25 protein-coding genes are annotated in these 26466 nt (G+C 65.3%); 11 read left to right on the top strand and 14 right to left on the bottom strand.

The window, feature by feature from the left end:
• Positions 1 to 186: 186 nt before the first annotated feature.
• Positions 187 to 606 (top strand): hypothetical protein, encoded by a 420-nt coding sequence (locus tag AM2010_RS13720; protein ID WP_053043965.1) that lies wholly within the window; start codon positions 187 to 189, stop codon positions 604 to 606.
• A 51-nt stretch (positions 607 to 657) separates the two neighbouring features.
• On the opposite strand, the gene rsmD is transcribed toward AM2010_RS13720, so the two are convergent.
• From rsmD to AM2010_RS06125, 3 genes are read right to left on the bottom strand one after another with little or no spacing between them, the layout of a single operon-like run.
• Positions 658 to 1209 (bottom strand): 16S rRNA (guanine(966)-N(2))-methyltransferase RsmD, encoded by a 552-nt coding sequence (rsmD, locus tag AM2010_RS06135; RefSeq protein ID WP_047806316.1) that lies wholly within the window; start codon positions 1207 to 1209, stop codon positions 658 to 660.
• Positions 1206 to 1961, bottom strand: a complete 756-nt coding sequence (locus AM2010_RS06130) for a pseudouridine synthase (protein ID WP_047806315.1) — start codon at positions 1959 to 1961, stop codon at positions 1206 to 1208. Before AM2010_RS06130 ends, rsmD begins: the two co-directional genes overlap by 4 nt.
• Positions 1962 to 1978: 17 nt before the next feature.
• The gene (locus AM2010_RS06125; RefSeq protein ID WP_053043964.1) at positions 1979 to 3142 is read right to left on the bottom strand and encodes an aromatic ring-hydroxylating oxygenase subunit alpha; all 1164 of its coding nucleotides are present in this window, start codon (positions 3140 to 3142) and stop codon (positions 1979 to 1981) included.
• A 71-nt stretch (positions 3143 to 3213) separates the two neighbouring features.
• On the opposite strand from AM2010_RS06125, the gene AM2010_RS06120 reads away from it, so the two are divergent.
• Complete coding sequence (locus AM2010_RS06120) at positions 3214 to 4950, top strand: muropeptide MFS transporter (RefSeq protein ID WP_047806314.1); 1737 nt, start codon at positions 3214 to 3216, stop codon at positions 4948 to 4950.
• A gap of 16 nt (positions 4951 to 4966) precedes the next feature.
• Here the strand turns inward: AM2010_RS06120 and AM2010_RS06115 are convergent, their stop codons facing one another.
• From AM2010_RS06115 to trpB, 4 genes are all read right to left on the bottom strand, one after another.
• Positions 4967 to 6256, bottom strand: a complete 1290-nt coding sequence (locus tag AM2010_RS06115; protein WP_047806313.1) for a bifunctional folylpolyglutamate synthase/dihydrofolate synthase — start codon at positions 6254 to 6256, stop codon at positions 4967 to 4969.
• 23 nt (positions 6257 to 6279) lie between these two features.
• Positions 6280 to 7128: an acetyl-CoA carboxylase, carboxyltransferase subunit beta gene (accD, locus tag AM2010_RS06110; protein ID WP_047806312.1), complete on the bottom strand. Its 849-nt coding sequence runs from the start codon at positions 7126 to 7128 to the stop codon at positions 6280 to 6282.
• A gap of 50 nt (positions 7129 to 7178) precedes the next feature.
• Positions 7179 to 7991 carry a tryptophan synthase subunit alpha gene (trpA, locus tag AM2010_RS06105; protein WP_047806311.1) on the bottom strand — a complete coding sequence of 271 codons (813 nt, stop codon included), beginning with the start codon at positions 7989 to 7991 and terminating at the stop codon, positions 7179 to 7181.
• Between the two features lie 177 nt (positions 7992 to 8168).
• Complete coding sequence (trpB, locus tag AM2010_RS06100) at positions 8169 to 9407, bottom strand: tryptophan synthase subunit beta (RefSeq protein WP_047806310.1); 1239 nt, start codon at positions 9405 to 9407, stop codon at positions 8169 to 8171.
• Positions 9408 to 9605: 198 nt separating this feature from the next.
• Here trpB and AM2010_RS06095 point away from each other — a divergent pair, with 198 nt between their 5' ends.
• Positions 9606 to 10055: an outer membrane protein gene (locus AM2010_RS06095; RefSeq protein WP_047807751.1), complete on the top strand. Its 450-nt coding sequence runs from the start codon at positions 9606 to 9608 to the stop codon at positions 10053 to 10055.
• Between the two features lie 66 nt (positions 10056 to 10121).
• Here AM2010_RS06095 and AM2010_RS06090 read toward each other — a convergent pair whose 3' ends face one another.
• From AM2010_RS06090 to rlmN, 4 genes are all read right to left on the bottom strand, one after another.
• Positions 10122 to 10763 carry a phosphoribosylanthranilate isomerase gene (locus AM2010_RS06090; protein ID WP_047806309.1) on the bottom strand — a complete coding sequence of 214 codons (642 nt, stop codon included), beginning with the start codon at positions 10761 to 10763 and terminating at the stop codon, positions 10122 to 10124.
• 6 nt (positions 10764 to 10769) lie between these two features.
• Entirely contained in the window at positions 10770 to 11444 is a 675-nt protein-coding gene (gene pyrF / locus AM2010_RS06085) for an orotidine-5'-phosphate decarboxylase (protein WP_047806308.1), read from the bottom strand.
• A complete protein-coding gene (locus AM2010_RS06080) occupies positions 11441 to 11788 on the bottom strand; it encodes a lipopolysaccharide assembly protein LapA domain-containing protein (RefSeq protein ID WP_047806307.1) in 348 nt (115 codons plus the stop codon). Before AM2010_RS06080 ends, pyrF begins: the two co-directional genes overlap by 4 nt.
• 122 nt (positions 11789 to 11910) lie before the next feature.
• On the bottom strand, positions 11911 to 13164 hold the full coding sequence (rlmN, locus tag AM2010_RS06075; RefSeq protein ID WP_047806306.1) for a dual-specificity RNA methyltransferase RlmN: 1254 nt from the start codon (positions 13162 to 13164) through the stop codon (positions 11911 to 11913).
• Between the two features lie 282 nt (positions 13165 to 13446).
• Here rlmN and AM2010_RS06070 point away from each other — a divergent pair, with 282 nt between their 5' ends.
• Entirely contained in the window at positions 13447 to 14118 is a 672-nt protein-coding gene (locus tag AM2010_RS06070; protein ID WP_047806305.1) for an outer membrane protein, read from the top strand.
• Positions 14119 to 14179: 61 nt separating this feature from the next.
• Here the strand turns inward: AM2010_RS06070 and AM2010_RS06065 are convergent, their stop codons facing one another.
• From AM2010_RS06065 to AM2010_RS06055, 3 genes are read right to left on the bottom strand one after another with little or no spacing between them, the layout of a single operon-like run.
• The gene (locus AM2010_RS06065; RefSeq protein ID WP_047806304.1) at positions 14180 to 14668 is read right to left on the bottom strand and encodes an invasion associated locus B family protein; all 489 of its coding nucleotides are present in this window, start codon (positions 14666 to 14668) and stop codon (positions 14180 to 14182) included.
• Positions 14661 to 15146: a transcription elongation factor GreB gene (gene greB / locus AM2010_RS06060; protein WP_047806303.1), complete on the bottom strand. Its 486-nt coding sequence runs from the start codon at positions 15144 to 15146 to the stop codon at positions 14661 to 14663. The genes AM2010_RS06065 and greB overlap by 8 nt, the downstream gene beginning before the upstream one ends.
• 53 nt (positions 15147 to 15199) lie before the next feature.
• On the bottom strand, positions 15200 to 17173 hold the full coding sequence (locus AM2010_RS06055; RefSeq protein WP_047806302.1) for a transglycosylase SLT domain-containing protein: 1974 nt from the start codon (positions 17171 to 17173) through the stop codon (positions 15200 to 15202).
• A 91-nt stretch (positions 17174 to 17264) separates the two neighbouring features.
• On the opposite strand from AM2010_RS06055, the gene dapA reads away from it, so the two are divergent.
• From dapA to AM2010_RS06020, 7 genes are all read left to right on the top strand, one after another.
• Positions 17265 to 18146, top strand: a complete 882-nt coding sequence (dapA, locus tag AM2010_RS06050) for a 4-hydroxy-tetrahydrodipicolinate synthase (RefSeq protein WP_047807750.1) — start codon at positions 17265 to 17267, stop codon at positions 18144 to 18146.
• Positions 18146 to 19468 carry a hypothetical protein gene (locus AM2010_RS06045; protein ID WP_047806301.1) on the top strand — a complete coding sequence of 441 codons (1323 nt, stop codon included), beginning with the start codon at positions 18146 to 18148 and terminating at the stop codon, positions 19466 to 19468. Before dapA ends, AM2010_RS06045 begins: the two co-directional genes overlap by 1 nt.
• 67 nt (positions 19469 to 19535) lie before the next feature.
• Positions 19536 to 20018, top strand: a complete 483-nt coding sequence (gene smpB / locus AM2010_RS06040; protein ID WP_047806300.1) for an SsrA-binding protein SmpB — start codon at positions 19536 to 19538, stop codon at positions 20016 to 20018.
• A gap of 133 nt (positions 20019 to 20151) precedes the next feature.
• A complete protein-coding gene (locus AM2010_RS06035) occupies positions 20152 to 20742 on the top strand; it encodes a DUF2062 domain-containing protein (RefSeq protein WP_047806299.1) in 591 nt (196 codons plus the stop codon).
• Positions 20739 to 23201 (top strand): hybrid sensor histidine kinase/response regulator, encoded by a 2463-nt coding sequence (locus AM2010_RS06030; protein ID WP_047806298.1) that lies wholly within the window; start codon positions 20739 to 20741, stop codon positions 23199 to 23201. Before AM2010_RS06035 ends, AM2010_RS06030 begins: the two co-directional genes overlap by 4 nt.
• A gap of 82 nt (positions 23202 to 23283) precedes the next feature.
• Positions 23284 to 24762 carry a DUF4139 domain-containing protein gene (locus AM2010_RS06025; protein WP_047806297.1) on the top strand — a complete coding sequence of 493 codons (1479 nt, stop codon included), beginning with the start codon at positions 23284 to 23286 and terminating at the stop codon, positions 24760 to 24762.
• Positions 24763 to 24776: 14 nt separating this feature from the next.
• Positions 24777 to 26381, top strand: coding sequence for a DUF4139 domain-containing protein (locus AM2010_RS06020; protein WP_053043961.1), 1605 nt, complete (start codon positions 24777 to 24779; stop codon positions 26379 to 26381).
• Positions 26382 to 26466 lie beyond the last annotated feature (85 nt).

Raw genomic sequence — 26466 nt, 5'->3', positions numbered from 1 at the left:
CGAAGACGGCTCGCCCCGTTTTCGACACATTCTCCGCCAGGCCGTGCGAAGTCAGCGATGGCACATCGGGCACCGTCTTGCGCCTCTGCTCCGCGGCCCCCACGATTGGTTCAATCCTGATCAGGGGACTGAAAGTGTCAGGGCCAGTTCGCGTTCGTCACTTGGGTAATCGAAGGAGAAATCCCAATGCGTATCCGTAACCTACTTCCCGCCGTTGCCGCAGTTGCCATCGTGACCGGTCCAGCTTTCGCCCAGGACGTGCCTGCCGAAAATCCGGCCCCGCCGGCCCCTGCGGCCGATGCCACCGCCAGCGCTTCGCTGACGGCGGAACAGCAGTCGCAGTACGACACCTGGCCGCCTGCCCAGCAGGCGCAGTACGACGCCTGGCCGGCCGACACGCAGACGTACTTCTGGTCGCTAACCGGTGATCGTCAGGAGCTTTTCTGGCGTCTGGCGGATAGCGACAAGGTCGCGCTGGCTGGCTTGCCGCTGGAGCAGCAGGATCAGGTCTGGGCCCAGATCGAATCGCAGGCAGCCGCCACGCCGGCGGCCCCGGCAGGCGAACCGGATGTCGAGGACGACGCGGTTTCCGACGGCCCGATGTAATCGTCGGGGTCGGGCAGCGGTGCTACTTGCCGCTGCCCGGCCTGCGCCGTTTCAGGAATTGTCGGCAAGGCGCAGCAAAGTCAGCTTCGCCTTGCCGACTCGCCTTTCGCTTTCGACATCCAGGCCCTTTACCGCCACCCCTTCGTCAGCGCCGGTTTCGACCGCGATCCAGGTGGCATCCCCGATCCAGCCCAGCCGAAGCAGCCGATCGAGCGCAACCGCGCCCGCGCCCGTGCCGTATGGTGGGTCGAGCAGCAGCAGGTCCCTGGCCGTATCGACGGGGCCGAGCGCCATTACCGAAGACGCCCGAACATCGCTTCGCCCCCGCGCATCGAGGGCGGTAACGTTCTCGCGGATGGTCTTGAGCGCATCCTGCTCGTGCTCGACGAACAGGCAGCGCGCTGCCCCGCGCGACAGAGCCTCCAGCCCGAGCGCGCCCGATCCGGCAAACAGATCGGCAACCTGAAGCCCGGTAAAGTCGCCAAGTCTGCTGGCGAGCATCGAGAACAGCGTTTCACGCGTACGATCCGCCGTTGGGCGGGTGACGTCGCCTTTCGGGGCGGCAAGCCTGCGTCCGCGCCATTCGCCAGCGATGATCCTCATCGGCGCTTCAGCCCGCTGCGGAAGCGTTCGACCTGCTGCTTGGGGATTTCGGTCGCCTGGCCCCGCGCCAGCTCGCCGATGGCGAAGGGGCCGTAGCCGGTACGGATCAGGCGGCTGACCTGCAGGCCGAGATGTTCGAGCACGCGGCGGATCTCGCGGTTCTTGCCTTCGGTGATCGTCAGTTCGATCCACTGGTTGCGCCCGGTGCTGCGTTCCATGTTCGCATCGATCCGGCCGTAGCGGATGCCCTCGATCGTGATACCGTCGATCAGGCTTTCGAGCTGCGCCTGCGTCACCTCGCCAAAAGTTCGCGCGCGATAAGTGCGCGGAATGCCGCTGGCGGGCAGTTCCATCGCACGCTTGAATTCGCCGTCGTTGGTCAGCAGCAGCAGCCCTTCGGTGTTGAGATCCAGCCTGCCCACCGGCATCACCCGTCCGGCATCCTTCGGCAAGGCATTGCGAAGCGCGGTATAGATCGTCGGGCGCCCCCTTGGATCGTGTTCGGCGGTGATCAGGCCGGTTGGTTTGTGGAACGCGAACAGGCGAGTGCGGTCGGCCTTGCCCACCGGTTTGCCATCCACCGCCACACCGCGAAGCGTCGGTATGATCGTTGCGGGCGTTTCCAGCACTTTGCCATGCAGCGAAACGCGCCCGTCGGCGATCATCCGTTCGACTTCTCGCCGGCTGGCGACCCCTGCGCGCGCGAGCAATTTGGCGATGCGTTCGCCTTCGGGCTTTTGGTCCTGTGCCATCGGCCGCGCCTACGCTCTCAGTTCGCTGCGCGCAACGCTTCCTCGACCGTTTCGTGGAACCGGCGAATGCCACCTTCCAGCGTCCCCAGCGTCAGATCGGGGACCGCGCCGGTCGAAAGGCCTTGCTGCCCCAGTTCGGCGGCGCGGAAATCCTCGCCGGCGAAGACGCCGCCGTCGAGCAGGGCCCAACTGCGTTCCCAATGGTCGCGCGCCTTGTCGGTCGCAGGATGTTCCGGGATGAGCATGAAGTCTTCCACCAGCGTGCGATCGTGCGCCTGCGGCATCATCGTCATCACGTTGACGTAGTCCGGGCTGGGAATGATCAGGGCACCTGGAATCAGCTGATAGGCGAAGGTGACGACCCTGCGGAGCGCGGCCATATCGGTCAGGTCGACCGTTTCCATTTCCTCCAGCCGCCCGACGGCGGAGCGGGCATGCGGCCCGACCATGTCGCCCGACGTCACGCCATCCTTGAAGAACGGACCGATCGTCTGCGCGTGGAGCCGGGTGACGTGATAGCTTTCGAGGAAGGCATCCATGATCAGCTTCCAGTTCGCCGCCACTTCGTGGGTCTTGCGGCGAAACAGGACGTGGTCGCCGATACCCAGTGCGTCGAAATCCTCCCCCAGCTTTTCCGCGTCGGTGAAATCGGCCGTCTGCTCCTGCGGGCAGAACCAGATCAGCCCGCCGGCTTCGCGGCTGGGCAGTTCGATCAGGCCCATTTCGCCCTTGTCGAGCCCCGGGAAAGTGTCGGGCCGGGGCAGGGCCAGCAGGCGCCCGTCCACAGCGTAAGTCCACGCGTGATAGGGGCAGACAAGCCGTTTCTGGCACAATGGCTCCGTCCCTTCGACCAGCCGTGTACCGCGATGGCGGCAGACGTTCAGGAAGACGTGCGCATCGCCCTGTGCGTCGCGCGTTATCAGCAGGGGGCGGCCAGTGGCGTCGTGCGGCACCGCCATGCTGGGATCGGGCAATAACGCCGACGGGGCGAGGATCTGCGGCAGTCGATCGTAGATCGCGCCCTTTTCCCTCAGGTAATAATCCGGGTCCGTATAAACGCTGGCGGGAACTTGCGTCACACCGGTTTCGGACCAGCTTTCCCCGCGCGCGATTGCCTCCGCCAGCGTCAGCATACCATTGGTCGGCCGCCGGGCGGGATGTTTGGTGTCGATTGTTTTCATGGTGCCTGTTCCTGGCCCTTTCCCGGCGCTAGTGTCGCAAAAATTCGGGTTGAACGGAAGGACGTTAGGGAATGGCCGGGGTCGCAGAGGAAAAGAAGAAGATCTCCGCCTGGCGCGCGCTCGGCATGGCACTGGGCGATCGCAAAACCGCCTTCATGCTGCTGTTCGGTTTCGCCAGCGGGCTTCCTTTCGCGCTGTTCCTGGGCACGCTGTTCGCCTGGTTGACCGAGGCTGAGGTCGATCTGGAAACGATGGGCATCTTCTCCCTGATCGGGCTGGCCTATGCGTTTCAGTTTCTGTGGTCGCCGCTGATCGACAAGGTCAACATTCCGCTTTTGCGCAAGCTGGGGCGGCGCAAGCAGTGGATCGTCCCGATGCAGCTCGCGCTCGGCGCGATCCTGATCACGATGAGCCTGCTCGAACCGCGCACGCAACTCGGCTGGTTCAGCCTGCTCGCCGGGATCGGCGCCTTTGCCAGCGCGACGCAGGACATCGCGATCAACGCCTGGCGCATCGACGTGGCGGACGAGCGCGCGACGATCGATATTCTCTCGACCGTCTATCAGATGGGCTACCGCCTTTCCTCGCTCGTAGGCGGCGCGCTGGGCCTGATCATCGCCGCGCGTATCGGGTGGCCCGAAACCTACGCCATGATGGGGGCGATCCTGCTCGGCGTGGGATTCATCGGCCTGTGGGCGCCCAACGCAGGTGAAGACGCTGCCGATGTCGCAACAGAGAGCGAGAAACAGGTCCGCGCGCTGCGACATGCAGGCGAACTGGCACCTGCGGTCCGCAACCGCGCGCTGGCACTGGTAAGCCTGCTATGGGCCGGTGCGATCGGGGTCGTGCTCACCTTCATGGTGATGTCGATGACATATGCGCCGGAGGACCGGCCCAATCCGACCGATTTCACGCTGAATGTCGGGCCGTGGATCATCGTCGCCACGATCATCCTGCCCGCCCTGATCGCAGGCTGGCTCGCATCGAAGAAACACCGCGGCGAACATCTGCTGGCCGCCGATGAACAACCCGCGACGGGCGGCGCCTACGTCCTCGATCACCTCTATCGTGCGCTTGTCCTGCCCCTGGTCGAACTTGTCGGGCGGATGGGATGGTCGCTGGTTCTGATCTTCGCCGTCGTGCTGACTTACCGGATCTGCGACGCGATCTGGGGCACTTTCGCCTATCCGTTCTATCTCGGCGAGCTGGCCTACACGAACGACGATGTCGCCTTTGCCTCCAAATTCTTCGGGGTGGGCGCGATCATCGCCGGGCTGGCTCTGGGCGGATTGATGCTCACCGCGATCGGGCGCATGGCGACGCTTCTGATTGGCGGCATTCTGGCCGCGCTGACCAACCTGCTCTATGCCGACATGGCGATTGGCGGGCACAATATGCAGGCGTTCAGCGATGCGATCGGCTTCACCTACCTGATCGAGCAGGTGCCAGGCATTGGCGACGCCGGGCTGGCCAAGCTTACGATCACGATCGCATTTGAAAATCTCGCGATCGGGATCGCCGGGGCGGCCTATATCGCCTGGCTGTCATCGATCGTGTCGAAGAAATTCAGCGCGGTGCAATATGCGCTTCTGTCCTCGTTGACGCTGCTGGTGGGGACACTGGGGCGCGGGGCGCTGGGTGAAATGATCGAAGATCAGGGCTATTTCGATGTCTTCATCCTCACCACCTGGATCGGCATGGGTGCCGCCGTACTGGTGTGCTTCGAATGGTGGCGCCAGCGACGCATGAAGGATGCGGCCGGGGTCATCGCGCCCGAGGCGGGCCAGACAGCGGCCCCTGCCGAGTGACGCTGCGGCTGCGGAGCTAGTCGGGCCACTCCCCGTTCAGCCGCAGGACTTCGCCTGCGAGGTAGAGCGAACCGGCGATCAGCACCGGCAGGCCATCCGCGGGCAGGGCGCCAAGAGCCGCGCGCACATCGGACGCCGCGCATGCTCTGTCGCCGAAGGCTTCGGCTGGATAATACTTGTGGCCCGGCACGGGCACCACGGTCAGGCTGGTGAGGTTCCTTGCCAGCGGTTCGGTCAATGCCGCCGGGTCCTTCCCCTCGATCATGCCGAGAATCAGGTGCAGGGGCTGTTTGGCGAAATGCCGGGCGAGGATTGTCCCGGCGCTGGGATTGTGCCCCCCGTCCAGCCAGACTTCGCGCTCGCCCGCGAGTGGGCCGGGCTTGAGCTGCTGGAGCCGCGCAGGCCAGTTCGCGGCTCGAACACCGCGCGCGATCGCCTTGGTTTCGATCCGCACGACATCCTGATGGCGCAGCATCGCGACGGCCAATGCCGCGTTTTCCGGCTGGTGCGGCCCGGGCAGGGCTGGCAGCGGCAGGGCAAGCGTTTCCCGGCTGTCCGAATAGAGCAGCCCGTCGTCCGCCAATCCGGCCTGCCAGTCGCGCCCGCGCATCGACAGATGCGCCCCGGTGCGCTGCGCGGCCTGCGCAACTTCGTTGGACGCTTCCTGCGGATAGGCCTGCGTCACGAGGGGGACCCCCGGCTTCGCAATGCCCGCTTTCTCGAACGCAATGCGGGCAAGCGGCTGGGTCGGAGTCCCTTCCTCCGGCGCGAGCAGGAATCGCTCGTGATCAATCCCCAGCGCTGCGATGCCGCAAGCTGCGGGGCGCGCGATGACGTTGGTGGCATCGAAGCGTCCGCCCAATCCGACCTCGACGACGCAGGCGTCCGCCGGGACGCGCGCAAACTCGGCGAAAGCGGCGGCAATGGTGACTTCGAAGAAGCTGGGCGCCAGATCTTCGCCTGCATCGAGCACGTCTGCCAGCAAAGCGGCCAGACGGGCATCCTCAATCAACTCGCCAGCCACCCGAATACGCTCGTTATAACGCACGAGATGCGGGCTGGTGGTCGCGTGCACGCGCAGCCCTTGCGCCTCCAGCATCGCGCGCAGGAACGCGCAGGTCGATCCCTTGCCGTTGGTCCCGGCAACGTGGAACACCGGGGGCAGGGCCTCGTGCGGATTGCCGAGCCGCGCGAGCAGCGCGCGAATGGTGTCGAGCCCCAGCCGGCCCTGCGGAACGCTGAGCGCCGCCAGCCGGTCGAGCTGAGCCTGCACCGCCGGGTCGGAGGAAGTGCCGAAGTCCTTCATCGCTCCGCCCCGGTGTTACCGGATCAGGCGGCGGCCTTCGGCTGGAGGTAATCGAGCAGGGACGATAGCGTCCCTTTCAGATCGTGCCGCTTGACGACCATGTCGACCATGCCGTGCTTGTGCAGATATTCGGCGCGCTGGAACCCTTCGGGCAGCTTTTCGCGGATGGTGTCCTGGATCACCCGCTGGCCGGCGAACCCGATCAGCGCGCCAGGCTCGGCAATCTGTACGTCGCCCAGCATGGCATAACTGGCCGTGACGCCTCCGGTCGTGGGGTCGGTCAGCAGAACGATGTATGGCAGGCCGGCTTCCTTGAGGCGCCGTGTCATCACTGTCGCCTTGGGCATCTGCATAAGGCTGAGGATGCCTTCCTGCATCCGCGCGCCGCCCGCCGCCGTGACGACGATATAGGCGCACTTTCGCGTCAGCGCCCGTTCGGCGCCCTGGCAGAAGGCCGTTCCGACGGCCATGCCCATGCTGCCACCCATGAAGCCGAAATCCTGCACGCCGACGACCGCCGTCTGCCCCTCGATCGCACCCGATCCGACGGTGAAGGCATCGCGATGCGGATTCTTCGCGCGGGCCTGCTTCAGCCGGTCGGTGTATTTCTTCGAATCGCGGAACTTCAGCGGGTCTTCGGCGACTTCCGGCTGTTCGAGAACCTCGTACCCTTCATCGAGCAGTTGGCGCAGCCGCTCGTCGGCCCCGATCCGCCCATGGTGGCCGCAGCGCGGGCAGACCTTCAGATTATCCTCGTATTCCTTCGTGAACAGCATTTCCGAACAGCCGGGGCACTTGACCCACAGCGTCTCTTCGGTGGAGCGCTTGGCCACGAAGGGCAGCGAATTGCGTACGCGAGTAAACCAGTTCATGACCGGGCCCTTACATCACGATTTTCATCAAGGCGAGTGTCGCGAAGCGCCTATCCCGCCGGCGATGCGCCAGCGTGCGGCTGTCGCGCCGCCCGGATCGCGCCCGCGAGGGCAGCGGTCAACTCGCGAAGCATAGGCGGTGCATTCGTCCCGTGTTTGCCGACAAGTTCGACCAGCGCCGATCCGACCACGACCCCATCGGCGACCTTCGCGATCGCTGCGGCCTGTTCCGGCGTGCGAACCCCGAAGCCGACGGCCACGGGCAGATCGGTCGCCGCCTTGAGGCGCTCGACCGCTTCCTGGATGCTCGCCTGCGCAGCCTGTTGCTTGCCGGTAATCCCTGCGACCGAGACATAGTAGAGAAACCCGCCCGATCCTTCGAGCACTTGCGGCAGACGCCTGGCATCGGTGGTCGGTGTGGCGAGGCGGATGGGCGCAATACCTGCATCGCGCAGTGCAGGGCCGAGCGCATCGTCTTCCTCGGGCGGGATGTCGACGCAGATCACGCCGTCGACGCCCGCTTGCCTCGCAGCATCGGCAAACCATTCGGGCCCGCGCCGGATCATCGGATTGGCATAGCCCATCAGCACCAGCGGCACGTCAGGGTGTCGCTGGCGAAATTCGGAGGCGATGCGCAGCACTTCGGCAGTGGTCGTTCCACCGCCGAGCGAGCGGATGTTTGCCGCCTGAATCGCAGGCCCGTCCGCCATCGGATCGGTGAAAGGCATCCCCAGTTCGATCACGTCGGCACCGCCCGCGACCAGCGCATCGAGATTGGCCGCGGTGTCGCCGTCGCCCGCTGTGATGAACGTGACGAGGGCAGGGTGGGGCTTGGTGAAGGCGTTGGAGAGCCGTTCAGTCATTCTGTGATTCTCCGCGCTGCCGCCAGAATTGGACGGCCAGCGCTCCCGCTCCGACACATAGAGCGGGCACCCAGATATCGTCTTGCTGCGCTGGCCATCCGAAGAGGAAGTGCAGAAGCCCGAGCGTACCGACCGAGATGAAAAAGGCCGATGCGCTTCTCTTCACGGAAGCAACGGTCATATCTCCACTCCCAGCCGCTCGGCCACGGTGAAGATGTCCTTGTCGCCGCGACCGCATAGATTCGCGAGGATGACGCTGTCGCACGGCATTTCCTTCGCGCGTTTGGCGACGGCGGCGATGGCGTGGCTCGGTTCGAGCGCGGGAATGATCCCTTCGGTGCGGCACAGGAGCTGGAACGCCTCAAGCGCTTCTTCGTCGGTCACCGCGGTATATTCGACGCGGCCCGTGTCTTTCAGCCAGGCGTGCTCGGGGCCGATGCCGGGATAGTCGAGGCCGGCGCTGATCGAGTGGCCTTCGGTGATCTGGCCGTCCTCGTCCTGCAGCAGATACGTCTTGTTGCCGTGGAGCACGCCGGGGAAACCGCCGAGCAGGCTGGCGGCATGTTCGTCTCCGTCGAGGCCATGGCCCGCCGCCTCGACACCCAGCATCTTCACATCGGCATCGTCGAGGAAAGGGTGGAACAGCCCCAGCGCGTTCGATCCGCCGCCGATCGCGGCGACCAGCAGGTCGGGCAGCCGGCCGATGCGATCCTGCATCTGCTGGCGCGCTTCCTTGCCGATCACGCTCTGAAAATCGCGAACAAGCTCGGGGTAGGGATGCGGCCCTGCGGCGGTGCCGATGATGTAGAAGGTGTCGTGGACATTGGCGACCCAGTCGCGCAGCCCCTCGTTCATCGCATCTTTCAACGTCGCGCGTCCGCTGGTGACCGGCACCACTTCCGCACCCAGCAGCTTCATCCGGAATACGTTGGGCTGCTGCCGTGCGACATCGGTGGCGCCCATGTAGATCACGCAGGGCAGGCCGAAGCGCGCGCAGACGGTGGCGGTGGCGACGCCGTGCTGGCCCGCGCCGGTTTCCGCGATGATGCGCGTCTTGCCCATGCGGATCGCGAGCAGGATCTGCCCGATGCAATTGTTGATCTTGTGCGCGCCGGTATGATTCAACTCGTCACGCTTGAACCATATCTGCGCGCCGCCGACCGCTTCGGTCAGCCGCTCCGCGAAATAGAGCGGGCTGGGACGGCCGACATAGTGTTCCAGCAGATCGTCGAACTCTGCCTTGAATGCCGGATCGGCCTGCGCAGCGCGATACTCGCGCTCCAGATCGAGCACGAGCGGCATCAGCGTTTCGGCGACATAGCGGCCGCCATAGTCGCCGAAGTGACCGCGCGAATCGGGCATCTGGCGATAGGAGTTCGCTGGCGGCGTTGTGGGATCGGGTTTGCCCTGGTTCATCGTGCCCGATCGCTTGTCACAGGGGGGCGATGCTGTCCACCCGAAGTCGCCTGTCGACCGAAATCGGTGGTTTCGGCGACGTTGCTCGATCCGCGAATGGCGTTCGTCGACGGTAAATCAGCGATACAGAATCGCGACCCCATTTCGCCCGCATCCCGCCGGGAATGGCCCGGCGGCGATTGTGAGGGAAAACAAGAAATGCGCAAGTTCGCAATCGTTCTCGGTGCGGCCGTTGCCGCGCTGGCCGTCCCGGCTCAGGCCAACGAGGCCCGGGTCGAAGCCCGCGGTGGCATCGCCTGGGCCGAAGGCGTCGAGGAAGCCGTTGCCGGCGTTGCCGCCGGTTACGACTTCGACCTCGGCGAAACCGCCTTCCTCGGCATCGAGGGTTCGGCGGACAAGGTCCTCGCCGACGGAGCCGACGTGGTTTGGGGTGCCAGCGCCCGCATCGGTGCCAGGGTGGGCGCCAATGGGAAGCTCTACGCCGCCGGCGGTTATTCGTTCGGTGAAGGCGAAGACGTGCCGCACCTTGGCGCCGGCTATCAGCACCGCGTCGGCACCAATCTCTATCTCAAGACCGAATATCGCCACTTCTTCAGCGATTTTGTCGACGTGAACACTGCCGTGGTCGGTCTCGGCTACAGCTTCTGACGCTTTTGCACAGCGAGTGCGGAAGGGCGATCTCCTGGCGGGGGTCGCCCTTTTGCCATGCGCCGGTCAGGCGCTGCGCACCGCGGCGCAGAAGGCGGCGATCTTGCCGATATCCTTCTCGCCCGGCGCGCTTTCGACCCCGCTGGAGGTATCGACCAGCGGCGCGCGCGTTGCCCGGATCGCTTCGCAGACATTGTGGGGCGTCAGCCCGCCAGCCAGCCCCCAAGGAATGGGGCTGTCATACCCGGCGAGAAGCGACCAGTCGAACTTGAGCCCCATGCCCCCGGGAAGCGCGCCTTTGGGCGTGCGTGCGTCGAACAGGATCAGGTCGGCCGCCTCGCGGTATTCGGCGGCCCGTTCGATATCGGCCGCTGCAGTAACGGGGATCGCTTTCCATACCGGCAGGCCGAAGCGGGCGCGCACTTCGGCTGCGCGAGCGGGCGTTTCGCGCCCATGCAGTTGTATCGCATCGAGCGATCCGGCTTCGACGCCCTGGGCCAGAAGCGCATCGTCGGGGTCGACGAACAGTCCGACCTTGCCGATCCGCGCCCCAGCTCGATCGGCCAGATCGCGCGCCGCGACGGGTGTAAGAGTGCGCGGGGAAGGGGGGTAGAACACGAAGCCGCAATAGTCGGCGCGGGCCGCGATCGCGGCATCCAGCGCCTCGCGGGTCGTCAGCCCGCAGATCTTGATCTGGACGGAAGGCATTGCGGCCTAGAGCGTGGCCTCTATCGCGCGCGCGGCGGCGGCGGGGTCGTCCGCCCGGCTGATCGGGCGGCCGACCACGAGCACGCTGGCCCCGTCATCGCGCGCCTGTCGCGGGGTGACGACACGCTTCTGATCGCCGGTCCCGTTGTTCCCCATGCGCAGCCCGGGGACGACGAAGAAACCGTCTTTCCACTGGCGATGAACCGATCCGACCTCGTGTCCGGAACAGACGATCCCGTCCAGCCCCGCAGTCTGCGCCAGTTCGGCCAGCCGCAGAACCTGATCGTGCGCCTTGCCAGCCACTCCGGTCTGCATAAGGTCGCGATCGTCCATGCTGGTCAGCATGGTGACTGCCACAACCCGCGTGCCGTTTGCCGCGGCGGCCTTCGCATCTTCCATCATGGCCCTCCCGCCGCTCGCATGAACGGTGACGATCGCGGGTTCGAGCACGTGGATCGCCTGCATCGCGCCGGCGACCGTGTTGGGAATATCGTGCAGCTTCAGGTCGAGGAAGATCGGCAGGCCAAGATGCGCGATCTCGTGCACCCCGTGATGTCCGTGCGCGCAGAAGAATTCCAGCCCCAGCTTGATACCGCCGATATGCGCACGGACCTGTTCCGCGAGCGCCTTGGCAGCGTCGAGCTGGGGAAGATCCAGGGCGAGATAGACCGGGTTGCTCATAAGGTGTCTTTGGGCCGCTCCGCCGGTTCGGTAGTGAAGGTTTCGGCTGCGGGATCATGCGCAGGATCGGCCGGCGGCGGTACGGCAGCGGCATTGGCGACTGCGGTGCGGTGGGCGGTTTCCAGCGAGCTGATGCGCCGGTTCAATCGCCATTTCGATCCCTGATGAAGCAGCCACATCGGCAAAAGGCCGAGAAGAAACGCGACGATCACCAGGGCGGGGATCTTGGTTTCGAGCACCAGCCCTTGCCAGATCTTCACTTCCACGGGCGTCCAGTTGAAGGCCGAGAAGACCAGCAGTGCCGCCAGCAGCAGCACCCAGATGACGGTTCGTACGATTTGCATGGTCGGTTTCGCTCCCCGTTGCAGGCCCTGCAACCCTAGTCCCGATGCGATTGCAAGGGAAGTCCGCGCACTTGCGGGTTGTCGCGCGGTCGGTGGACAGGCCGCCTAAGGTCGCGCCGCAATCAGGACGCGGCCACCGCGGTGGCTGTGCGCTCGGCGGCTTCGCGGTCACGCTGTGCGCGGCTGACCTTCTGCGCGGTCGTCTTCAACTGGCCGCAGGCCGCGTCGATATCCCGCCCGCGGGGCGTCCGCACCGGAGCCGAAATGCCGGCTTCGAACACGATGTCGGAGAACCGGCGAATGCGTTCCGGCGTGGAACATTCGTAGGGCGCGCCGGCCCAGGGGTTGAACGGGATCAGATTGACCTTCGCCGGAAGACGATATTCCTTCAGCAGACGGACCAGTTCACGCGCATCGTCGTCGCTGTCGTTCTTGTCTTTCAGCATGACGTATTCGAACGTGATCCGGCGCGCGTTGGAGGCACCGGGGTAGGCCGCGCAGGCCGCCAGCAGTTCCTCGATCCCGTACTTGCGGTTGATCGGCACGATCTCGTCGCGCACGTCCTTGGTCACAGCGTGGAGCGAAACGGCGAGGTTGACCCCGATTTCATCCCCGCAGCGGCCCATCATCGGCACTACGCCGCTGGTCGACAGCGTGATGCGCCGTTTGGACAGGGCCAGCCCGTCCCCGTCCATCACCAGCCGCAGCGCATCGCGGACATTGTCGAAATTGTAGAGCGGCTCGCCCATGCCCATCATCACGATATTGGTCAGCAGGCGGCCATCGGCTGTATATTCGGCCTCGTCCTCAACTTCGGCGACGTCCATTCGCCCTTTGGGCCATTCGCCCAGGGCGTCGCGCGCAAGCATGACCTGGCCGACGATTTCGCCCGGGGTCAGGTTGCGCACCAGGCGCATCGTCCCGGTATGGCAGAACCGGCAATTGAGCGTGCAGCCGACCTGGCTGGAAACGCACAGTGTTCCGCGATCTTCATCCGGGATGAAAACCATTTCGAACTCGTGGCCATCGGCGGTCCGCAGCAGCCACTTGCGGGTGCCGTCGCTGGAATGCTGCGCTTCCACCACGTCGGGGCGGCCGATCACGAAGCGTTCGGCGAGCCAGGGGCGCATCGTCTTGGCGATGTCCGTCATCGTCTCGAACGCGGTCGCGCCGCGGTGATAGAGCCAGTGATAGACCTGCTTCGCGCGCAACTTGGCCTGGCGCGGGTCCAGCCCCGCTTCGGCGAACAGTTCGGCAATGCGGGGGCGCGGCAATCCTATCAGATCAACGCGGCCGTCGGCACGCGGCGTAATGTCGCGCGCGACAGGAACGGGGTCTACTTGCCCCGGAATGCTCATCAATGCGGTATCGGCCATGGCGGAGCAGCATATAGGGCGCGCAAGCCCGCATGGCAAAGGGATGCCGCCGATCGCCGAAAATCCAGCTGTTTGTCGCAGGCAATCGGCGCGTGGCCCTATGGTGCGTTTGGTTCCCGATCGTTCGTCGAGAAAATCGGGCGGTTCGTCGACAGATATGTGGCTGAAAAACCACACAAACTTTGTTGTATGAGGTTCATGAAACCGTTGTGATCCGCGCGCCGTTTGGGTGGTCCAGGCGGGCGGCCAGAGAGCCAATCGTCGGACAACAACGGAGTACTTATGAAACACGCAATCGCACTCATCGCCACCGGATCGCTTGTCGCGCTCGCCACCCCGGCGATGGCGCAATCGACCCAGGATTCGCCGTTTCACGGACCGCGCATCGGTGTGATCGGAGGATACGACCAGACCCGCGCCGGCAGCGACATCGACGACGATACCGATGACAACAACAACGATCAGTCGATCGAAGGCTTCGGCTACGGCATCGAGGCGGGTTACGACCTCGACACCGGCGGCGCCGTGGTCGGTATCGAAGGCGAGTTCATGGGCTCGACCGCGGATACCGATTTCGAAAACGGCGATTTCGAAGGCTTCGGCCTCGGCAGCGTCGATACCAACCGCGATCTCTACATCGGCCTTCGCGCCGGTGTGAAGGCGACGCCGAATACGCTGGTCTATGCCAAGGGCGGCTATACCAACGCCAAGTTCGATATCCTGTCGAACGACGGCACGACCGAATTCGCCAACGACATCGATACCGACGGCTACCGCGTGGGCGCCGGTGTCGAGTACGCAATGAATTCGGGCATGTATATCAAGGGCGAGTATCGTTACTCGAACTACTCGGAAGCCGAAATCGACATGGACGGCACGCTGGCCGACAGCGAACGGTTCGACGTCGATCTTGACCGTCACCAGGTCATGGCGGCGGTCGGCTGGCGCTTCTGATCCGTGGGATCATAATCGCAAGGGAAGGGCGGGGCTGCGGCTCCGCCCTTTTCGCATGGGGTCAACGCCTTGCGCAGCCGACCGTCGCGGCATCCATCGCGGTCGCCGCGCCGGTGAGGTCGTAGCGGTCGGTAAAGCGACGGTTCCGGCTGTCGGTGGCCGATATCGTCATTCGCCCGGCAGAGCGCATTGCCGCGACGATGGCCGCGTCCATTCGCCTGTCGCGCGCCCAGGCGTCGCCGCCGCCGCCGACGAGCGAAAAGCGCCTGTCCCCCACCGCGAGCGTGATCCGGGGGCTGGAGGCGAGCTTGCGCGACAGGCGGAAATGGATCTGCCCGCGGATCTGGCGCTTCGGCCAGGTTCCGATGCTGGCGAAGGGGCGATAGTCGGCCGAACGCCCGCTCGCCGCCGGACGCGCGATGGCGTAACAGCGCGGGACGCCGGGGTCGCGAAACGCGGCCCAACTGGAAAACACACCCAGATCGTCGCGGGCCTGGACCGGGGCTGAAAGCGCCAGCAGCGCCAGGGGCAGGAATGCGGCCCTAATCATAAGCGATCGCAATCACTTCCCATTCCTTCTCCCCGCCGGGCAGGCGCACCGTGCGCAAATCGCCCACCGATGCGCCGCGAAGCGCCCGCGCAAGTGGGCTGGACCAGCCGATCCTGCCGGCACCGGCATCCTGCTCGTCATCGCCCACCAGGGTTACGGCCTGGCGGTGATCGTCCTCGTCCGCGAGTTCGATCCGCGCGCCGAAAAAGGCCCGCGAACGGTCCGTCTGTTCGGCGGGGTCGATTACTCGTGCGGCCTTCATCCGGCGGGCCAGATGCGCCAGTTCGCGATCGATTTCGCGCATCCGCTTGCGCCCGTACAGGTAATCCCCGTTCTCGCTCCGGTCGCCATTGCCCGCCGCCCACGAGACGATCTCCACAATCTCGGGCCGTTCAACGCCGAGCAGCCGGTCGTAACGCGCCTTGAGCGCGTTGTAGCCGGCTGGCGTGATCGGGTTCGTCTTGGCGGTCGCGGACATCAGCGGTCACTAGCCGAACGGGCATTGCGGTGAAAGCGGCGGAACGAAGCGCCTCAGCCCGGGGACGATTTGCCGAGAAACTGGCTGATGCCCTTGGGCTGCCCATACCGTACACGGTCGGGATACATGCGTTCGTACACCACCGCGTTTTCGATCACCCGCTGGACGTAGTTCTTGGTTTCGAAAATCGGGATTTCTTCGATCCAGCGAAGCCATTCGACCGATCCGTTGCGCGGATCGCCATTGGCGCGCAGCCACTTGTTCACATTGCCCGGCCCGGCGTTGTAGGCCGCAACGGCAAGCGGATAGCTGCCGCCGTAATAATCCATCATCCGTGCAAAATAGGCGTCGCCCAGGCGGATGTTATATTGCGGATCGCCGGTCAGGTTGCCGTAGTTGTAGCTCATCGACAGCATCCCGGCCTGTTCGCGCGCAGTGCCGGGCATGAGCTGCATCAGGCCGCGCGCGCCGGCATGGCTGATGCGATCCTGATCGAATTCGCTTTCCTGCCGGGCGATGGCATGAACAATGGTGAAATCGGTGCCGCCCGGCTGCGATACGACGGGGAAACCGACCCGCTCGAAACCGGCGATTTCCTTCTCGGGCGCAGCGCGGCCGATCACGACCGCGAGTTCCGGCAGGCGCAATTCCTGCGCCAGTTCGGCGACCAGTTGCAGTTCACCCGCATCGTCGGCCCAACCGGCGAGTTCGGTGAAGAAATACCGTTCGGTACGCCAGTCGCTGCCGCCCTTCGCCAGTTCGCGGACGGCGAGCGCGAGCGGGTTGGAGCGGAACGCGGCACGCTGTTCCGGGGTAGGCTGCGCAGGGGTGGCCGTGCCGAAGGCAGGCGTTGGCCGGCCCAGACGTTCCAGCGCGAGCAGGCCGTAGAAATACTCCGGATACTGCGCCGCCATTTCCCAATACCGTTGCGCCTCCGCCCGGTCGCCGGCTCTGCTTGACGCAAGGCCCGCCCAGTAAAAACCCTTGGACCGGGTCTGCGGTGTGCGCGCGGCCGCGCCATAGCGGTAGAACAGCGGTGCAGCGCTGTTGCCGTCGCCCAGCGTCCACAGCGCCTTGGTCCCGCCGAGCCACATAAGCGAAGTATAATCGTCGCGCAGGCGGTAGCTCATGCCCGAAATATCGGCACCGGGGGCGAACAGGTCGTCGACCTTGGCGGCGATCTGTGCTGCCGGCCTTGCACCTGCACCGCGCGCGATGCGCAGCGCCTCGGTCACGTAATCCTCTGCATCGAAGGGAAGCCCGGCAAACGCCGGGCGACTGGCGAGCAGGTCGATCGCCTGTGGCAAGCGGCCGCTGGTACGATAATGCCGGGCGAGGTTGTAAACGTAGCCGGGATCGTTCCGCGCCTCGGCCGGGACCCGCAGGCCTGCCGAAGACGGGTCGGTCCCCTGCAGGATCGACAGCCTTGCCATCGCCAGGTCGCGATAGGCGGGGGACACGTTGACCATGTGCCGCGCCGCGGCATCGGCCTTGCCCTGCCACAGCAGCGCGGCCATGCGTGCATCGTGATCTTCGGGCGTGAGACGCGATCCGAACAGGCCGAGCATGTAGGCTTCTGCCGGCGTGCTCATGTCCCCGCCGCGCCAGGCTGCGCGGGCGACATCGAAGGCTTCGGGCCGCTGCAGGCCGGCCAGCGCTATGGCATAGCGGGCGCGCGCCGGATTGGTGCGGGGCGGATTGCGATCGAAATAGGCGACCAGCGCCTCCGAACTCGGTGCCCCGCTTTCCAGAGCCTGCTCGGCCCGGGCGCGGATCACGTCCATGCGCGGAAATTCGGGATAGGCGAGTGCGAAGCCGGCGTAGGAATCGAAATCCATCCGGTCGTTCGATGTCAGAAACTTCCACCGCTCGACCGTCTGCCCGATCTGCGAGGGGACGGTCGCGACCATTTGCTGCCGTGCGGCTGCGACTCCGTCCGGTTGTGCAACCAGCGGCCCGGAAGCGGACAGCACGGTGCTCGCAAGAAAGGTCAGCCCATACAATGAAATACGTGTCATGCTGGACATGTTGCCCCCCGTCTCCTTATCAGGCGCTGAATAAATGAAATCCCAGCGCAAAGTTCGCCTGGCGCTTAGGGCAATGGCAAGGATGCAGACAATGTTTTCGGGTTCGATTCCGGCTCTGGTGACTCCTTTTCGCGATGGATCGTTGGATGAACCGGCTTTTCGCCGCCTGGTCGACTGGCAGATCGACAATGGCAGCAAGGCGCTGGTCCCCTGCGGAACGACGGGCGAAGCATCGACCCTGTCCAATGCCGAACATCACCGCGTCATCGAAATCTGTGTCGAACAGGCCGCGGGGCGGGTTCCGATTATCGCTGGATGCGGCAGCAACGATACCCGTAACGCGCTGTTGCACATGAATTTCTCGCGCAAGGCCGGGGCCGCCGCCGCGCTGTGCGTTGCGCCTTATTACAATCGCCCAGGCCAGGCCGGGCTGATCGCGCATTTCAGTTTCCTTGCTGAAAATTCCGACCTGCCCATCGTGCTCTACAATGTGCCCGGCCGCACGGTGACCGACATCGAGCCCGAAACGGTCTGCGCGCTGGCCAAGCGCTATCCCGACCGGATCGTGGGCATCAAGGATGCGAGCGGCGATCTGTCGCGGGTCACCGACCACCGCATGGGAATCGGGAAGGATTTCTGCCAGCTTTCGGGCGACGATGAACTCGCCCTGCCAGCCAACGCCGCGGGATCGGCGGGGTGCATTTCGGTAACGGCCAATGTCGCGCCGGCGCTCTGTGCCGAATTCCAGCAGGCCTGCGCCGACAACGATCTGGTTCGCGCGCGTGAACTGAACGATCTGCTGTGCCCGCTGCACTACGCGATGTTCGAAGATGCGAGCCCAGCACCGGTGAAGTATGCGCTCAGCCGCGTGCACGACTGGGTTCTGCCCGGGGTTCGCCTGCCGCTGGTGGAGTGTTCGGACCATGCGAAGAAGGCCGTGGACGAAGCGCTGAAGCACGCGGGCCTCGTCTGATGCGCGCGGCGCTGCTGGGCCTCGGCGCTGCAATCGCGCTGGCCGGCTGCGCGACGGTATCGCACCGGCCGCCCGATACGCTCGACACGGTGGCGGCGGATTATCTCCTGCTCCAGCTCACCATTGGTGAGAAGGAAGACGGCTATATCGATGCCTATTATGGGCCGGAGGCGGTGCGGGCGCAGGCCGTGGCGGAGGCGCCCGGCCAGTCGCTGCCGCTGCTGGAGGCGCGCGTTGCGGCATTGAAGGCGCGCGCCGGCGAATTCGCCGATGATGGCGTTGAGGGCGTGACGATGGAGGAGCGCCGCGCGCGCTTCCTGGTTGCGCAACTCACCGCGGCCCGCACGCGGCTGCGGATGATGCGGGGCGAAAACCTGTCGTTCGCGGATGAGGCGGAGGGGCTGTTCGGCGTGCGGCCCGAGCTGCCGCCGCTGAGCGGTTTCGATCCCGTGCTGGCGCGGATCGAACGGCTGGTGCCGGGCGAGGGGCCGCTGTGGCAGCGGATCGATACTTTCCAGAAGCGTTTCGACATGCCGGCCGATCGGGTGCGTCCGGCGATGGATGCAGCGATTGCGGAGTGCAAGCGCCGCACGCTGAATCACATTGCCCTGCCCGAGGGCGAGAGCTTCACGCTGGCGCTGGTGACCGACAAGCCGTGGAGCGGTTATAACTACTACCAGGGCGATTATCATTCGAAGATCGAGGTCAATATCGACCTGCCCGTGCGGCTCGACCGTGCGATCGATCTGGGCTGCCACGAAGGATATCCGGGGCACCATGCGTTCAATTCGCTGCTCGAACGCGAGCTGGTGAACGGGCGCGGGTGGCAGGAATTTTCGGTCTATCCGCTCTATTCGCCGCAATCGCTGATCGCCGAAGGTTCCGCCAATTACGGGATCGATCTCGCCTTTCCGGGCGGGGAAGATGTGGCGTTCACGCGCGACGTGCTGGCGCCGATCGCCGGGCTCGAAGGGCTCGACGTCGCCCGCTATATCGCCTTGCGCGATGCGATGGCGGACCTCACTGCTGCGCGTTACACGATTGCATCGCGCTATCTCGCCGGAGAGGTGGACGCGGAAGAGGCGGTGGCGCTTCTCCAGCGCTATCAGCTGGTATCGCCCGAACGTGCGAAACAGTCGCTGGCGTTTATCGACACCTATCGCAGCTATATCATCAATTACGGCCTCGGCCGCGACATGGTGCGGGACGCGATCGAGGCAGGTGCGGCGGACGAAAATCTGCGCTGGGAGCGAATGGAACGGCTGCTGAGCGAACCCGTTCTGCCCGCCGACCTGATCGCCATGGCGGCCGAAGCGAACTGACCCCTTGGCCTGAATCGTCGGGCAGGGCTTTTCGATAGCGCTTCGAACGCCTACATGGCGCGGCCTTATGGCCCGTCCCAAACCCGCCACCTTCGACAAGCAGAAGACCGTCGCCGAAAACCGGCGTGCGCGGTTCGATTATCATATCGAGGACAAGTTCGAAGCCGGCCTCGCGCTCCAGGGGACAGAGGTAAAGGCGCTGCGGGCGGGCGAAGCCTCGATCGCGGAAAGCTATGCCGAGGTTCGCGATGGCCAGGTCTGGCTGATCAACGCCAACATTCCCGAATTCAGCCACGGCAACCGCTTCAATCACGAACCGCGCCGGCCGCGCAAACTGCTGCTGCATGGGCGCGAGATCGAGCGGCTGTTCGGTGCGGTGGAGCGCAAGGGGATGACGCTGGTCCCGCTGTCGGTCTATTTCAACGCCACAGGGCGGGCCAAAGTGGAACTGGCGCTGGCCAAGGGCAAGCAGGCCCACGACAAACGCCAGACGATCAAGGAGCGTGACTGGAAACGCGACAAGGCGCGGCTCCTTCGCGAAAACCGCTGATCGCATTTTCGGGCGTTCACGCGCTGGCCATTCGCATCCCGCTACCCATATCGCGTGCCATGACCGGTTCGCCAGATTTAACCTCCCAGCCCTTGCCCTCGCAGGGCACCGCGCCCATTGCGATTGCAGGACGATGACCGGCAAGCCTTCCAAGACCTTTCTCGCTGACTGGCTGCGCAAATACATGCCCACGCGCGAGGGGATGGCGCGCAACAAGTACCTGGCGCCGATCGCACACCGTTTTCTGACGCCCGAACTGTGGCGGTTCACCCGCCGTTCGGTCCCGCGCGGCGTTGCCCTGGGTCTGTTCGCGGCGTTCATCGTGCCGGTCGGCCAGATCTTCCTGGCGGCCTTCCTCGCCTTGCCCGCACGCGCCAATGTTCCGGTGGCGGCGCTGGTGACATTCGTGACCAATCCCTTCACCTTGCCGTTCTGGCTGCTGGTGGCGAACAAGGTTGGGCGCTTCGTGCTGAAGGTTGATGCGGTGACCGTGGGCTTTGCCAATGACGAACTGGCCAGCGGGCGCTGGGCTTTCGCGATCGATGCCTTCCAGGTTGCCGGGGTCACGGCATTCGGCTTCGTCGTCCTTTCGGTCGTTTCGGCGGCTTTCGGATATGTCCTGTCCAGCGTGGTTTGGCGGATGATCGTGGCACGCAAGCGCGCCCGCCGGCTGCGGCAGATGGAAATCAGGCTCGATCAACGTCTCGGGACGCGCGAAGGATGAAGGCGCTGGAAGACGCTGCCGGCTTCACGCGATTGCCGCCGATCGTGGCCATTGCCGTCGCCCTGCTGGTGAGCAGCGGGCTCGTCTGGCTGATCGCAGGCAGTGGCACGCTGGCGGCGGGCTACGGGATCGGGCTCGCGGCGTTGATGGCCGCGGGCGTCGCGATTTCGCGGATGCGCCAGACGCCGGGGGAAGAATCGTTCGCGCAGCCGGACTGGTCGGTGACCGTGGCCGCCATCGAACAGCCCGACACCGCCATCGCGGTTACCGATCGCGCCAATCGGCTGGTTTGCGCCAATTCGCTCTATGCCGAATGGTTCGGCATATCGCGGGCGCCGCCCAACCTGTCGCTCGATCGCGAATCGCTGGAACGGATGGTGCGCGCCGCGCGCGAGGCATGGCGCGACGGGCGCGGCCTGGCCGAACCGCTGGCGCAGGAAGGCGAAGGTGACGCGTGGCGGGGCGAGGCCGAACGCGTCGGTCGCGGCGCGGACTATCTGATCTGGCGCTTCACCGCGCTGAAGCTGGAAGACCCGGTGGCACGGGTTGGCGAGTGGATTTCGGGCCCGCTGGGCGCGTTCCTGTCCAATTCGGGCATAGAGGCCGCCGTGGTCGGCACCGATGGCGCAATTCGCGCCGTCAGCACAGGGTTTGCCGAACGCGCGACCGGCGATCCCCTGGCAACGCTGGCCGGCCAGGATTTCGTCGCCCAGTTGCGATCCGACGATCGCGAGCGGATCTATTTCGCTCGCGAGGGGCGGCGGGGCACGCCTCAGATGCTGGTTCAGGTTGCGCTGGGCGATCCCGACGATGCCCGGCCATCCCGCGCCGACGAAGTTCCTTCGCTGATGCTCCTCGTGGACAGCGGCGTCGGGATCGGCGGTGGCTGGGAAGGCGGCGGCAACGCCGCGGCTACTCCGCAGCTGGAGGCGCTGCTGGGTGCCCTGCCGCTGGGGCTTGCGATGACCGATCGCGACGGGCGCCTGCTGTTCGCCAACGATGCCTTCCTGCGGGCAGTCGCGCTCGAAGACCGCGGCCTGCCGCCGTTCCCTTCGGATCTGGTGGTTCGCGAGGACAAGAGCGCGCTGATCGATGCGGTACGGCGGTTTGCGCGCGGGCCGGCGACCAGCGGCGACATGGCGGTGCGGCTGCTCGACCAGCCCGACGAGCCGATTTCGCTGGGCCTGGCCGGCGTCCGCGGACTGGGGGAGGCAGCAGTGCTGCTGAGCCTGGTCGACACGACCGAGGAAACCCGCCTGAAACATCAGGTGGCGCAGGCGACCAAGATGCAGGCGGTGGGCCAGCTCGCCGGCGGTGTCGCGCACGATTTCAACAACGTGCTGACCGCGATCATCGGATACTGCGATCTCATGCTGCTGCGCCACACACCTGGCGACAGCGATTACGACGACATCCAGCAGATCCGCGCCAATTCGAATCGGGCGGCGAGCCTGACGCGCCAGTTGCTGGCCTTCAGCCGCCAGCAAACGCTGCGGCCCGAAGTGCTCCAGGTGCCGGATGTCGTGAGTGAGGTGAGCCAGTTGCTCAAGCGGCTGGTGGGGGAGAAGATCGCGTTCCGCGTCCATCACGATCGCGATCTGGGGCCGGTGCGCGCCGATCCGCAGCAGCTGGAGCAGGTGATCGTCAATCTGGCCGTCAACGCGCGCGACGCGATCCATTCGCGCGGCGACGGAACGGGCCGGCTGACGTTGGCCACCCGCCGCGTATCCGCCACCGACGTGCGCAAGATGGGGTCCGACATTATCCCTGTTGCCGATTACACGGTGCTGGTGGTGCAGGATGACGGGGGCGGCATTCCCCAGAATCTGCTCGGCAAGATTTTCGAACCGTTCTTCACCACCAAGGAACAGGGCAAGGGCACGGGGCTGGGCCTTTCGACGGTCTATGGCATCGTCAAGCAATCGGGCGGCTTTATCTTCGCCGATAATACCACCGGGCCGGACGGCATGGCCGAAGGTGCCCGCTTCACCATCTATCTGCCGGTCCATCGCGGCCCCGAACGGCGCGAAGTCCGGGAAGAAGCGGCATCCGCCAGCGGCTGGTCCGCCGGCGGGCGCATATTGCTGGTGGAGGATGAGGACATGGTCCGCGCCGTGGCGGAGCGTGCACTCTCGCGCGCCGGTTACACGGTCACCGTCGCTTCCGACGGCGAGGAAGGGCTGGCCGCAGTCGCCAACGATGGTGCGTTCGATCTGATCGTGTCCGATGTCGTGATGCCCGGCATGGATGGGCCGGCGATGATCCGCGCCGCCCGCAAGGTGCGCCCCGATCTGCCGGTGCTGTTCATGTCCGGCTATGCCGAAGAACATCTGCGCAGCGAGATCGACGTGGCCCATATGCATTTTATTGCCAAGCCATTCAGCGTGCAGCAGATCAGCGACGAAGTCGCCCGCGTCCTGGCGGAAAGCCGCGTGAAAAAGCCCGCAGATTCAGCCTGACAGGTTGGGCGAAGACGGCTAGCCTGCATGCGGGAGCCCTTCGGCCGGATGATGCCGGAGCTGGCAAAGGGAGACTGCATCGATGCTTCGTACTTTTGCCGCCTGCAGCGCGCTGTCGCTCATTGCCCTCGCCCCCGCGGCAGTGGGGCAGGGCGCGACGGACGAAACCGCGCAGGGCGACGTTTCGGTCACCATCTACAACAATGGGCAGGCGCTGGTGCAGGATGTTCGGCAATTGCCGATCGCGCAGGGGCGCAGCCGGATCGAATTTCCCGATGTTTCCGCCGAAATTCGCCCCGAAACGCTCAGCTTCAATGCCGATGGCGCGGCAATCGTCGAACAGAATTTCGATTTCGATCTGCTGACGCCGACCAAGCTGATGGAAAAGGCCATAGGCCAGACCGTCACGCTCGTTCGCACCAATCCCGCGACGGGGGCCGAAACGCGCGAGCGGGCAACGGTGCTGTCCACCGCCGGGGGCGTGGTGGTTCGGATCGGCAATAGGATCGAAGTGCTGCGTGACGATGGCCTGCCGGTGCGCGCCGTGTTCGACCGGGTGCCGCCCAACTTGCGCGCGCGGCCCACGCTTTCGGTAACGGTGGACAGTATGCGGGCGGGTACGCGCCCTGCCTCGATCCGCTATCTCACCGGCGGGCTGGGCTGGTCGGCGGATTACGTCTCGCTCTATGACGAGGCGAACGGCACGATCGACATGCAGGGCTGGGTCACGCTGACCAACGACAGCGGGACGACTTTCCATTCCGCCGATACCCTGCTGATCGCCGGCAGTCCGGGCCGCGGAAGCGCGCGCAATTCGCGGAGTGGCATGGTACGGCCGGGCACGGAAAATTCAGGGCGCGAACAGGTCGGCGACTTCTACCTCTATCCGATCGGCGCGCGCACCACGATCGCGAACAATCAGACCAAGCAGGTCAGCTTCCTCGACGTGCAGGGCGTTCCGGCGCGCAAGGTCTATGCCCGCACGGTTGGCTGGATGGCGAGCGATTCCAGGCCGGTCAACGTATCGAGCGAGATCGCCTTTTCCTCTTCGCGCGACGGCGGGCTGGGCGATGCTCTGCCGGCCGGCACCGTGCGCTTTTACCAGCGGGACAGTCAGGGCAACGCGCAGTTCATCGGTGAAAATGCGATCGGCCATACGCCGATGGGCAGCGAGCTGAGCCTGAAGACCGGCGATGCGTTCGACGTCATGCTCCAGGCCGAAGTCGAAAGCCGCGAAACGATCACCGCGTCGGAGTGGGAACGCAGCGCGCGCTATCGGGTGATCCGTGACGGTGAAGTGGTCGAACAGGTCGATGTCGAACGGCCCAAGCGCTTCTATCGCACGACGATGCGCTACACCCTCTCCAACGCCAAGGGCACCCCGGTAGAGGTCGATCTGGTCCAGGCCGGGATGGACCGGGGCTGGTGGGGCAACGATTACCGCATCGTCAGCGAAGATTTGCCGGGCGATCAGCTCAATGTGGATCGGCGCAAGTGGACGATACCCGTTCCGGCCGAAGGCAAGCGCGAGTTCCGCGTAACTTACGAAACGCGGTTCTGAGCGGGCCGGCGGCGATGCGGCGGGCCGCGATCCTGTTCGCGCTGGCGATCGTGCCGGATGTGGCCGGCGCGCGCCAGACGGTCGAGGCTTCGGACCCCGAAGCCCTGGCGGTGACCGTCTATCGCGATCCCGGCCGCGATGCGGACGAGGAAATGGATCGCGACTGGCCGAAAGGCTTTGCGATGGTCAGCGAAACGCGCACGGTCACGCTGCCGCCGGGGGAAAGCACGGTGCGGTTCGAAGGGGTGGCCGAAGGGATGGTCGCGGTCAGCGCGATCGTCACCGGTCTGCCCGGCGGAACGATCGAGAAAAACCGCAACGCGGAACTGCTTTCGCCCGGTGCGCTGGTCAACGGAATGCTGGGAAACCGGGTTACGATCACCCGCACCAATCCCGCAACCGGACGGGCGCGGAGCGAACAGGCCATCGTGCGGACCCGTGCCGACGGCGGCCTGGTCCTGCAAACGGGCGAGGGGTTCGAGGCGGTGCGTTGCGCCGGCTTGCCCGAAACGCTGACGTTCGACCGCGTGCCGACCGGGCTTTCCGCCCAGCCGGTGTTCTCGATCGACACGCGCGATGCCAGCGGCGGAACCTATCGCGTGGTGCTGACTTATCTCGCCTGGGGGTTCGACTGGCAGGCGAATTACGTCGCCACTCTGGGGCAGGGTGACGGGCAGGGCGGCGTGGATCTCGCGCTCACCTCGTGGCTCACACTGCTCAACGATAACGGGCAGAGCTTCCCCGATGCCGAGCTGATGGCAGTGGCGGGCACGCTCAACGTCGAAAGCGATTTCGAGGCGCTGGCCGCCCCGCCTCAGGCGGAGCGGTTGCGCCTGACCTGCTATCCGCTGGGCAGCACGGCCAGCGGGTCGCCGATACGGTATCGCGCCAGGCAGGCATATGCGCCCGGGCCCCCACCTCCACCGCCACCCGCACCGATGATGGCGCGGATGGACGATGCGGCAATCGAAGTAACCGCGGCGAAGCGCGCGGAAGTCGCGCCGGTTATGGCAGGGGAAGAGGAACTGGGCGATCTCAAGCTCTACCGCGTCCCCGAACCGATCACCGTTGCAGCCAAGGGGCTGAAACAGGTGGCGTTCCTGCGCAAGGAGCGGATCGACGGTCGTCTCGTTTACGAGATCGGCTGCCCTCCCGGTCAGTCGGCCGAAGGCTTCCGGCCCGCCGCGCGAATGCTGGAAACGGTGAACGATGAAGAACATGGCCTGGGCGTTGCCCTGCCTTCGGGCGGAGTGGCGATCTTCGAACCGTCTTCGTACGGGCCCTTGCTGGTCGGGGAGGAAAACCTGCGCGATCATGCGGAAGGGCAGGACGTGGAAATCGCGCTCGGCACCAGCCCGCAGGTCCAGGCCGCCTGTCGCCGCACGAGCAAGCATGACCCGGATGAAAAGCCGCGCAAGTGGAACAGGATGGAAGCCGAAATCACCAACGCCCTGCCGACGCCGGTCACCGTGCGGATCGCGCTGGGGTGGAGCGCGTACTGGGACGTGCGCGGCAGGGGCACCGGCAGCGTCCGCGACGGTATGCGCGAGATCGAAACCACAATTCCCGCCAATTCGGATCGGAAAATCCGCTGGCGTGTGCGTTCTTCCGACCAGTGAATCCACGTAAATAGCTGAATTTGCGTTAATTTCCTCTCTGCCGAAAAAAAGATTTGTTCCGCACTTGTTCTGGTGGAACAAATCG

The sequence above is a fragment of the Pelagerythrobacter marensis genome, assembly GCF_001028625.1.
GTDB lineage: Bacteria > Pseudomonadota > Alphaproteobacteria > Sphingomonadales > Sphingomonadaceae > Pelagerythrobacter > Pelagerythrobacter marensis.
This window is presented reverse-complemented; position numbering and strand designations above follow the sequence as displayed.

Excerpts from the sequence above, each read along its gene's own strand:
- AM2010_RS13720 (WP_053043965.1), top strand. The coding sequence starts at position 187 with ATGCGTATCCGTAACCTACTTCCCGCCGTTGCCGCAGTTGCCATCGTG.
- rsmD (WP_047806316.1), bottom strand. The coding sequence starts at position 1,209 with ATGAGGATCATCGCTGGCGAATGGCGCGGACGCAGGCTTGCCGCCCCG.
- AM2010_RS06130 (WP_047806315.1), bottom strand. The coding sequence starts at position 1,961 with ATGGCACAGGACCAAAAGCCCGAAGGCGAACGCATCGCCAAATTGCTC.
- AM2010_RS06125 (WP_053043964.1), bottom strand. The coding sequence starts at position 3,142 with ATGAAAACAATCGACACCAAACATCCCGCCCGGCGGCCGACCAATGGT.
- AM2010_RS06120 (WP_047806314.1), top strand. The coding sequence starts at position 3,214 with ATGGCCGGGGTCGCAGAGGAAAAGAAGAAGATCTCCGCCTGGCGCGCG.
- AM2010_RS06115 (WP_047806313.1), bottom strand. The coding sequence starts at position 6,256 with ATGAAGGACTTCGGCACTTCCTCCGACCCGGCGGTGCAGGCTCAGCTC.
- accD (WP_047806312.1), bottom strand. The coding sequence starts at position 7,128 with ATGAACTGGTTTACTCGCGTACGCAATTCGCTGCCCTTCGTGGCCAAG.
- trpA (WP_047806311.1), bottom strand. The coding sequence starts at position 7,991 with ATGACTGAACGGCTCTCCAACGCCTTCACCAAGCCCCACCCTGCCCTC.
- trpB (WP_047806310.1), bottom strand. The coding sequence starts at position 9,407 with ATGAACCAGGGCAAACCCGATCCCACAACGCCGCCAGCGAACTCCTAT.
- AM2010_RS06095 (WP_047807751.1), top strand. The coding sequence starts at position 9,606 with ATGCGCAAGTTCGCAATCGTTCTCGGTGCGGCCGTTGCCGCGCTGGCC.
- AM2010_RS06090 (WP_047806309.1), bottom strand. The coding sequence starts at position 10,763 with ATGCCTTCCGTCCAGATCAAGATCTGCGGGCTGACGACCCGCGAGGCG.
- pyrF (WP_047806308.1), bottom strand. The coding sequence starts at position 11,444 with ATGAGCAACCCGGTCTATCTCGCCCTGGATCTTCCCCAGCTCGACGCT.
- AM2010_RS06080 (WP_047806307.1), bottom strand. The coding sequence starts at position 11,788 with ATGCAAATCGTACGAACCGTCATCTGGGTGCTGCTGCTGGCGGCACTG.
- rlmN (WP_047806306.1), bottom strand. The coding sequence starts at position 13,164 with ATGGCCGATACCGCATTGATGAGCATTCCGGGGCAAGTAGACCCCGTT.
- AM2010_RS06070 (WP_047806305.1), top strand. The coding sequence starts at position 13,447 with ATGAAACACGCAATCGCACTCATCGCCACCGGATCGCTTGTCGCGCTC.
- AM2010_RS06065 (WP_047806304.1), bottom strand. The coding sequence starts at position 14,668 with ATGATTAGGGCCGCATTCCTGCCCCTGGCGCTGCTGGCGCTTTCAGCC.
- greB (WP_047806303.1), bottom strand. The coding sequence starts at position 15,146 with ATGTCCGCGACCGCCAAGACGAACCCGATCACGCCAGCCGGCTACAAC.
- AM2010_RS06055 (WP_047806302.1), bottom strand. The coding sequence starts at position 17,173 with ATGTCCAGCATGACACGTATTTCATTGTATGGGCTGACCTTTCTTGCG.
- dapA (WP_047807750.1), top strand. The coding sequence starts at position 17,265 with ATGTTTTCGGGTTCGATTCCGGCTCTGGTGACTCCTTTTCGCGATGGA.
- AM2010_RS06045 (WP_047806301.1), top strand. The coding sequence starts at position 18,146 with ATGCGCGCGGCGCTGCTGGGCCTCGGCGCTGCAATCGCGCTGGCCGGC.
- smpB (WP_047806300.1), top strand. The coding sequence starts at position 19,536 with ATGGCCCGTCCCAAACCCGCCACCTTCGACAAGCAGAAGACCGTCGCC.
- AM2010_RS06035 (WP_047806299.1), top strand. The coding sequence starts at position 20,152 with ATGACCGGCAAGCCTTCCAAGACCTTTCTCGCTGACTGGCTGCGCAAA.
- AM2010_RS06030 (WP_047806298.1), top strand. The coding sequence starts at position 20,739 with ATGAAGGCGCTGGAAGACGCTGCCGGCTTCACGCGATTGCCGCCGATC.
- AM2010_RS06025 (WP_047806297.1), top strand. The coding sequence starts at position 23,284 with ATGCTTCGTACTTTTGCCGCCTGCAGCGCGCTGTCGCTCATTGCCCTC.
- AM2010_RS06020 (WP_053043961.1), top strand. The coding sequence starts at position 24,777 with ATGCGGCGGGCCGCGATCCTGTTCGCGCTGGCGATCGTGCCGGATGTG.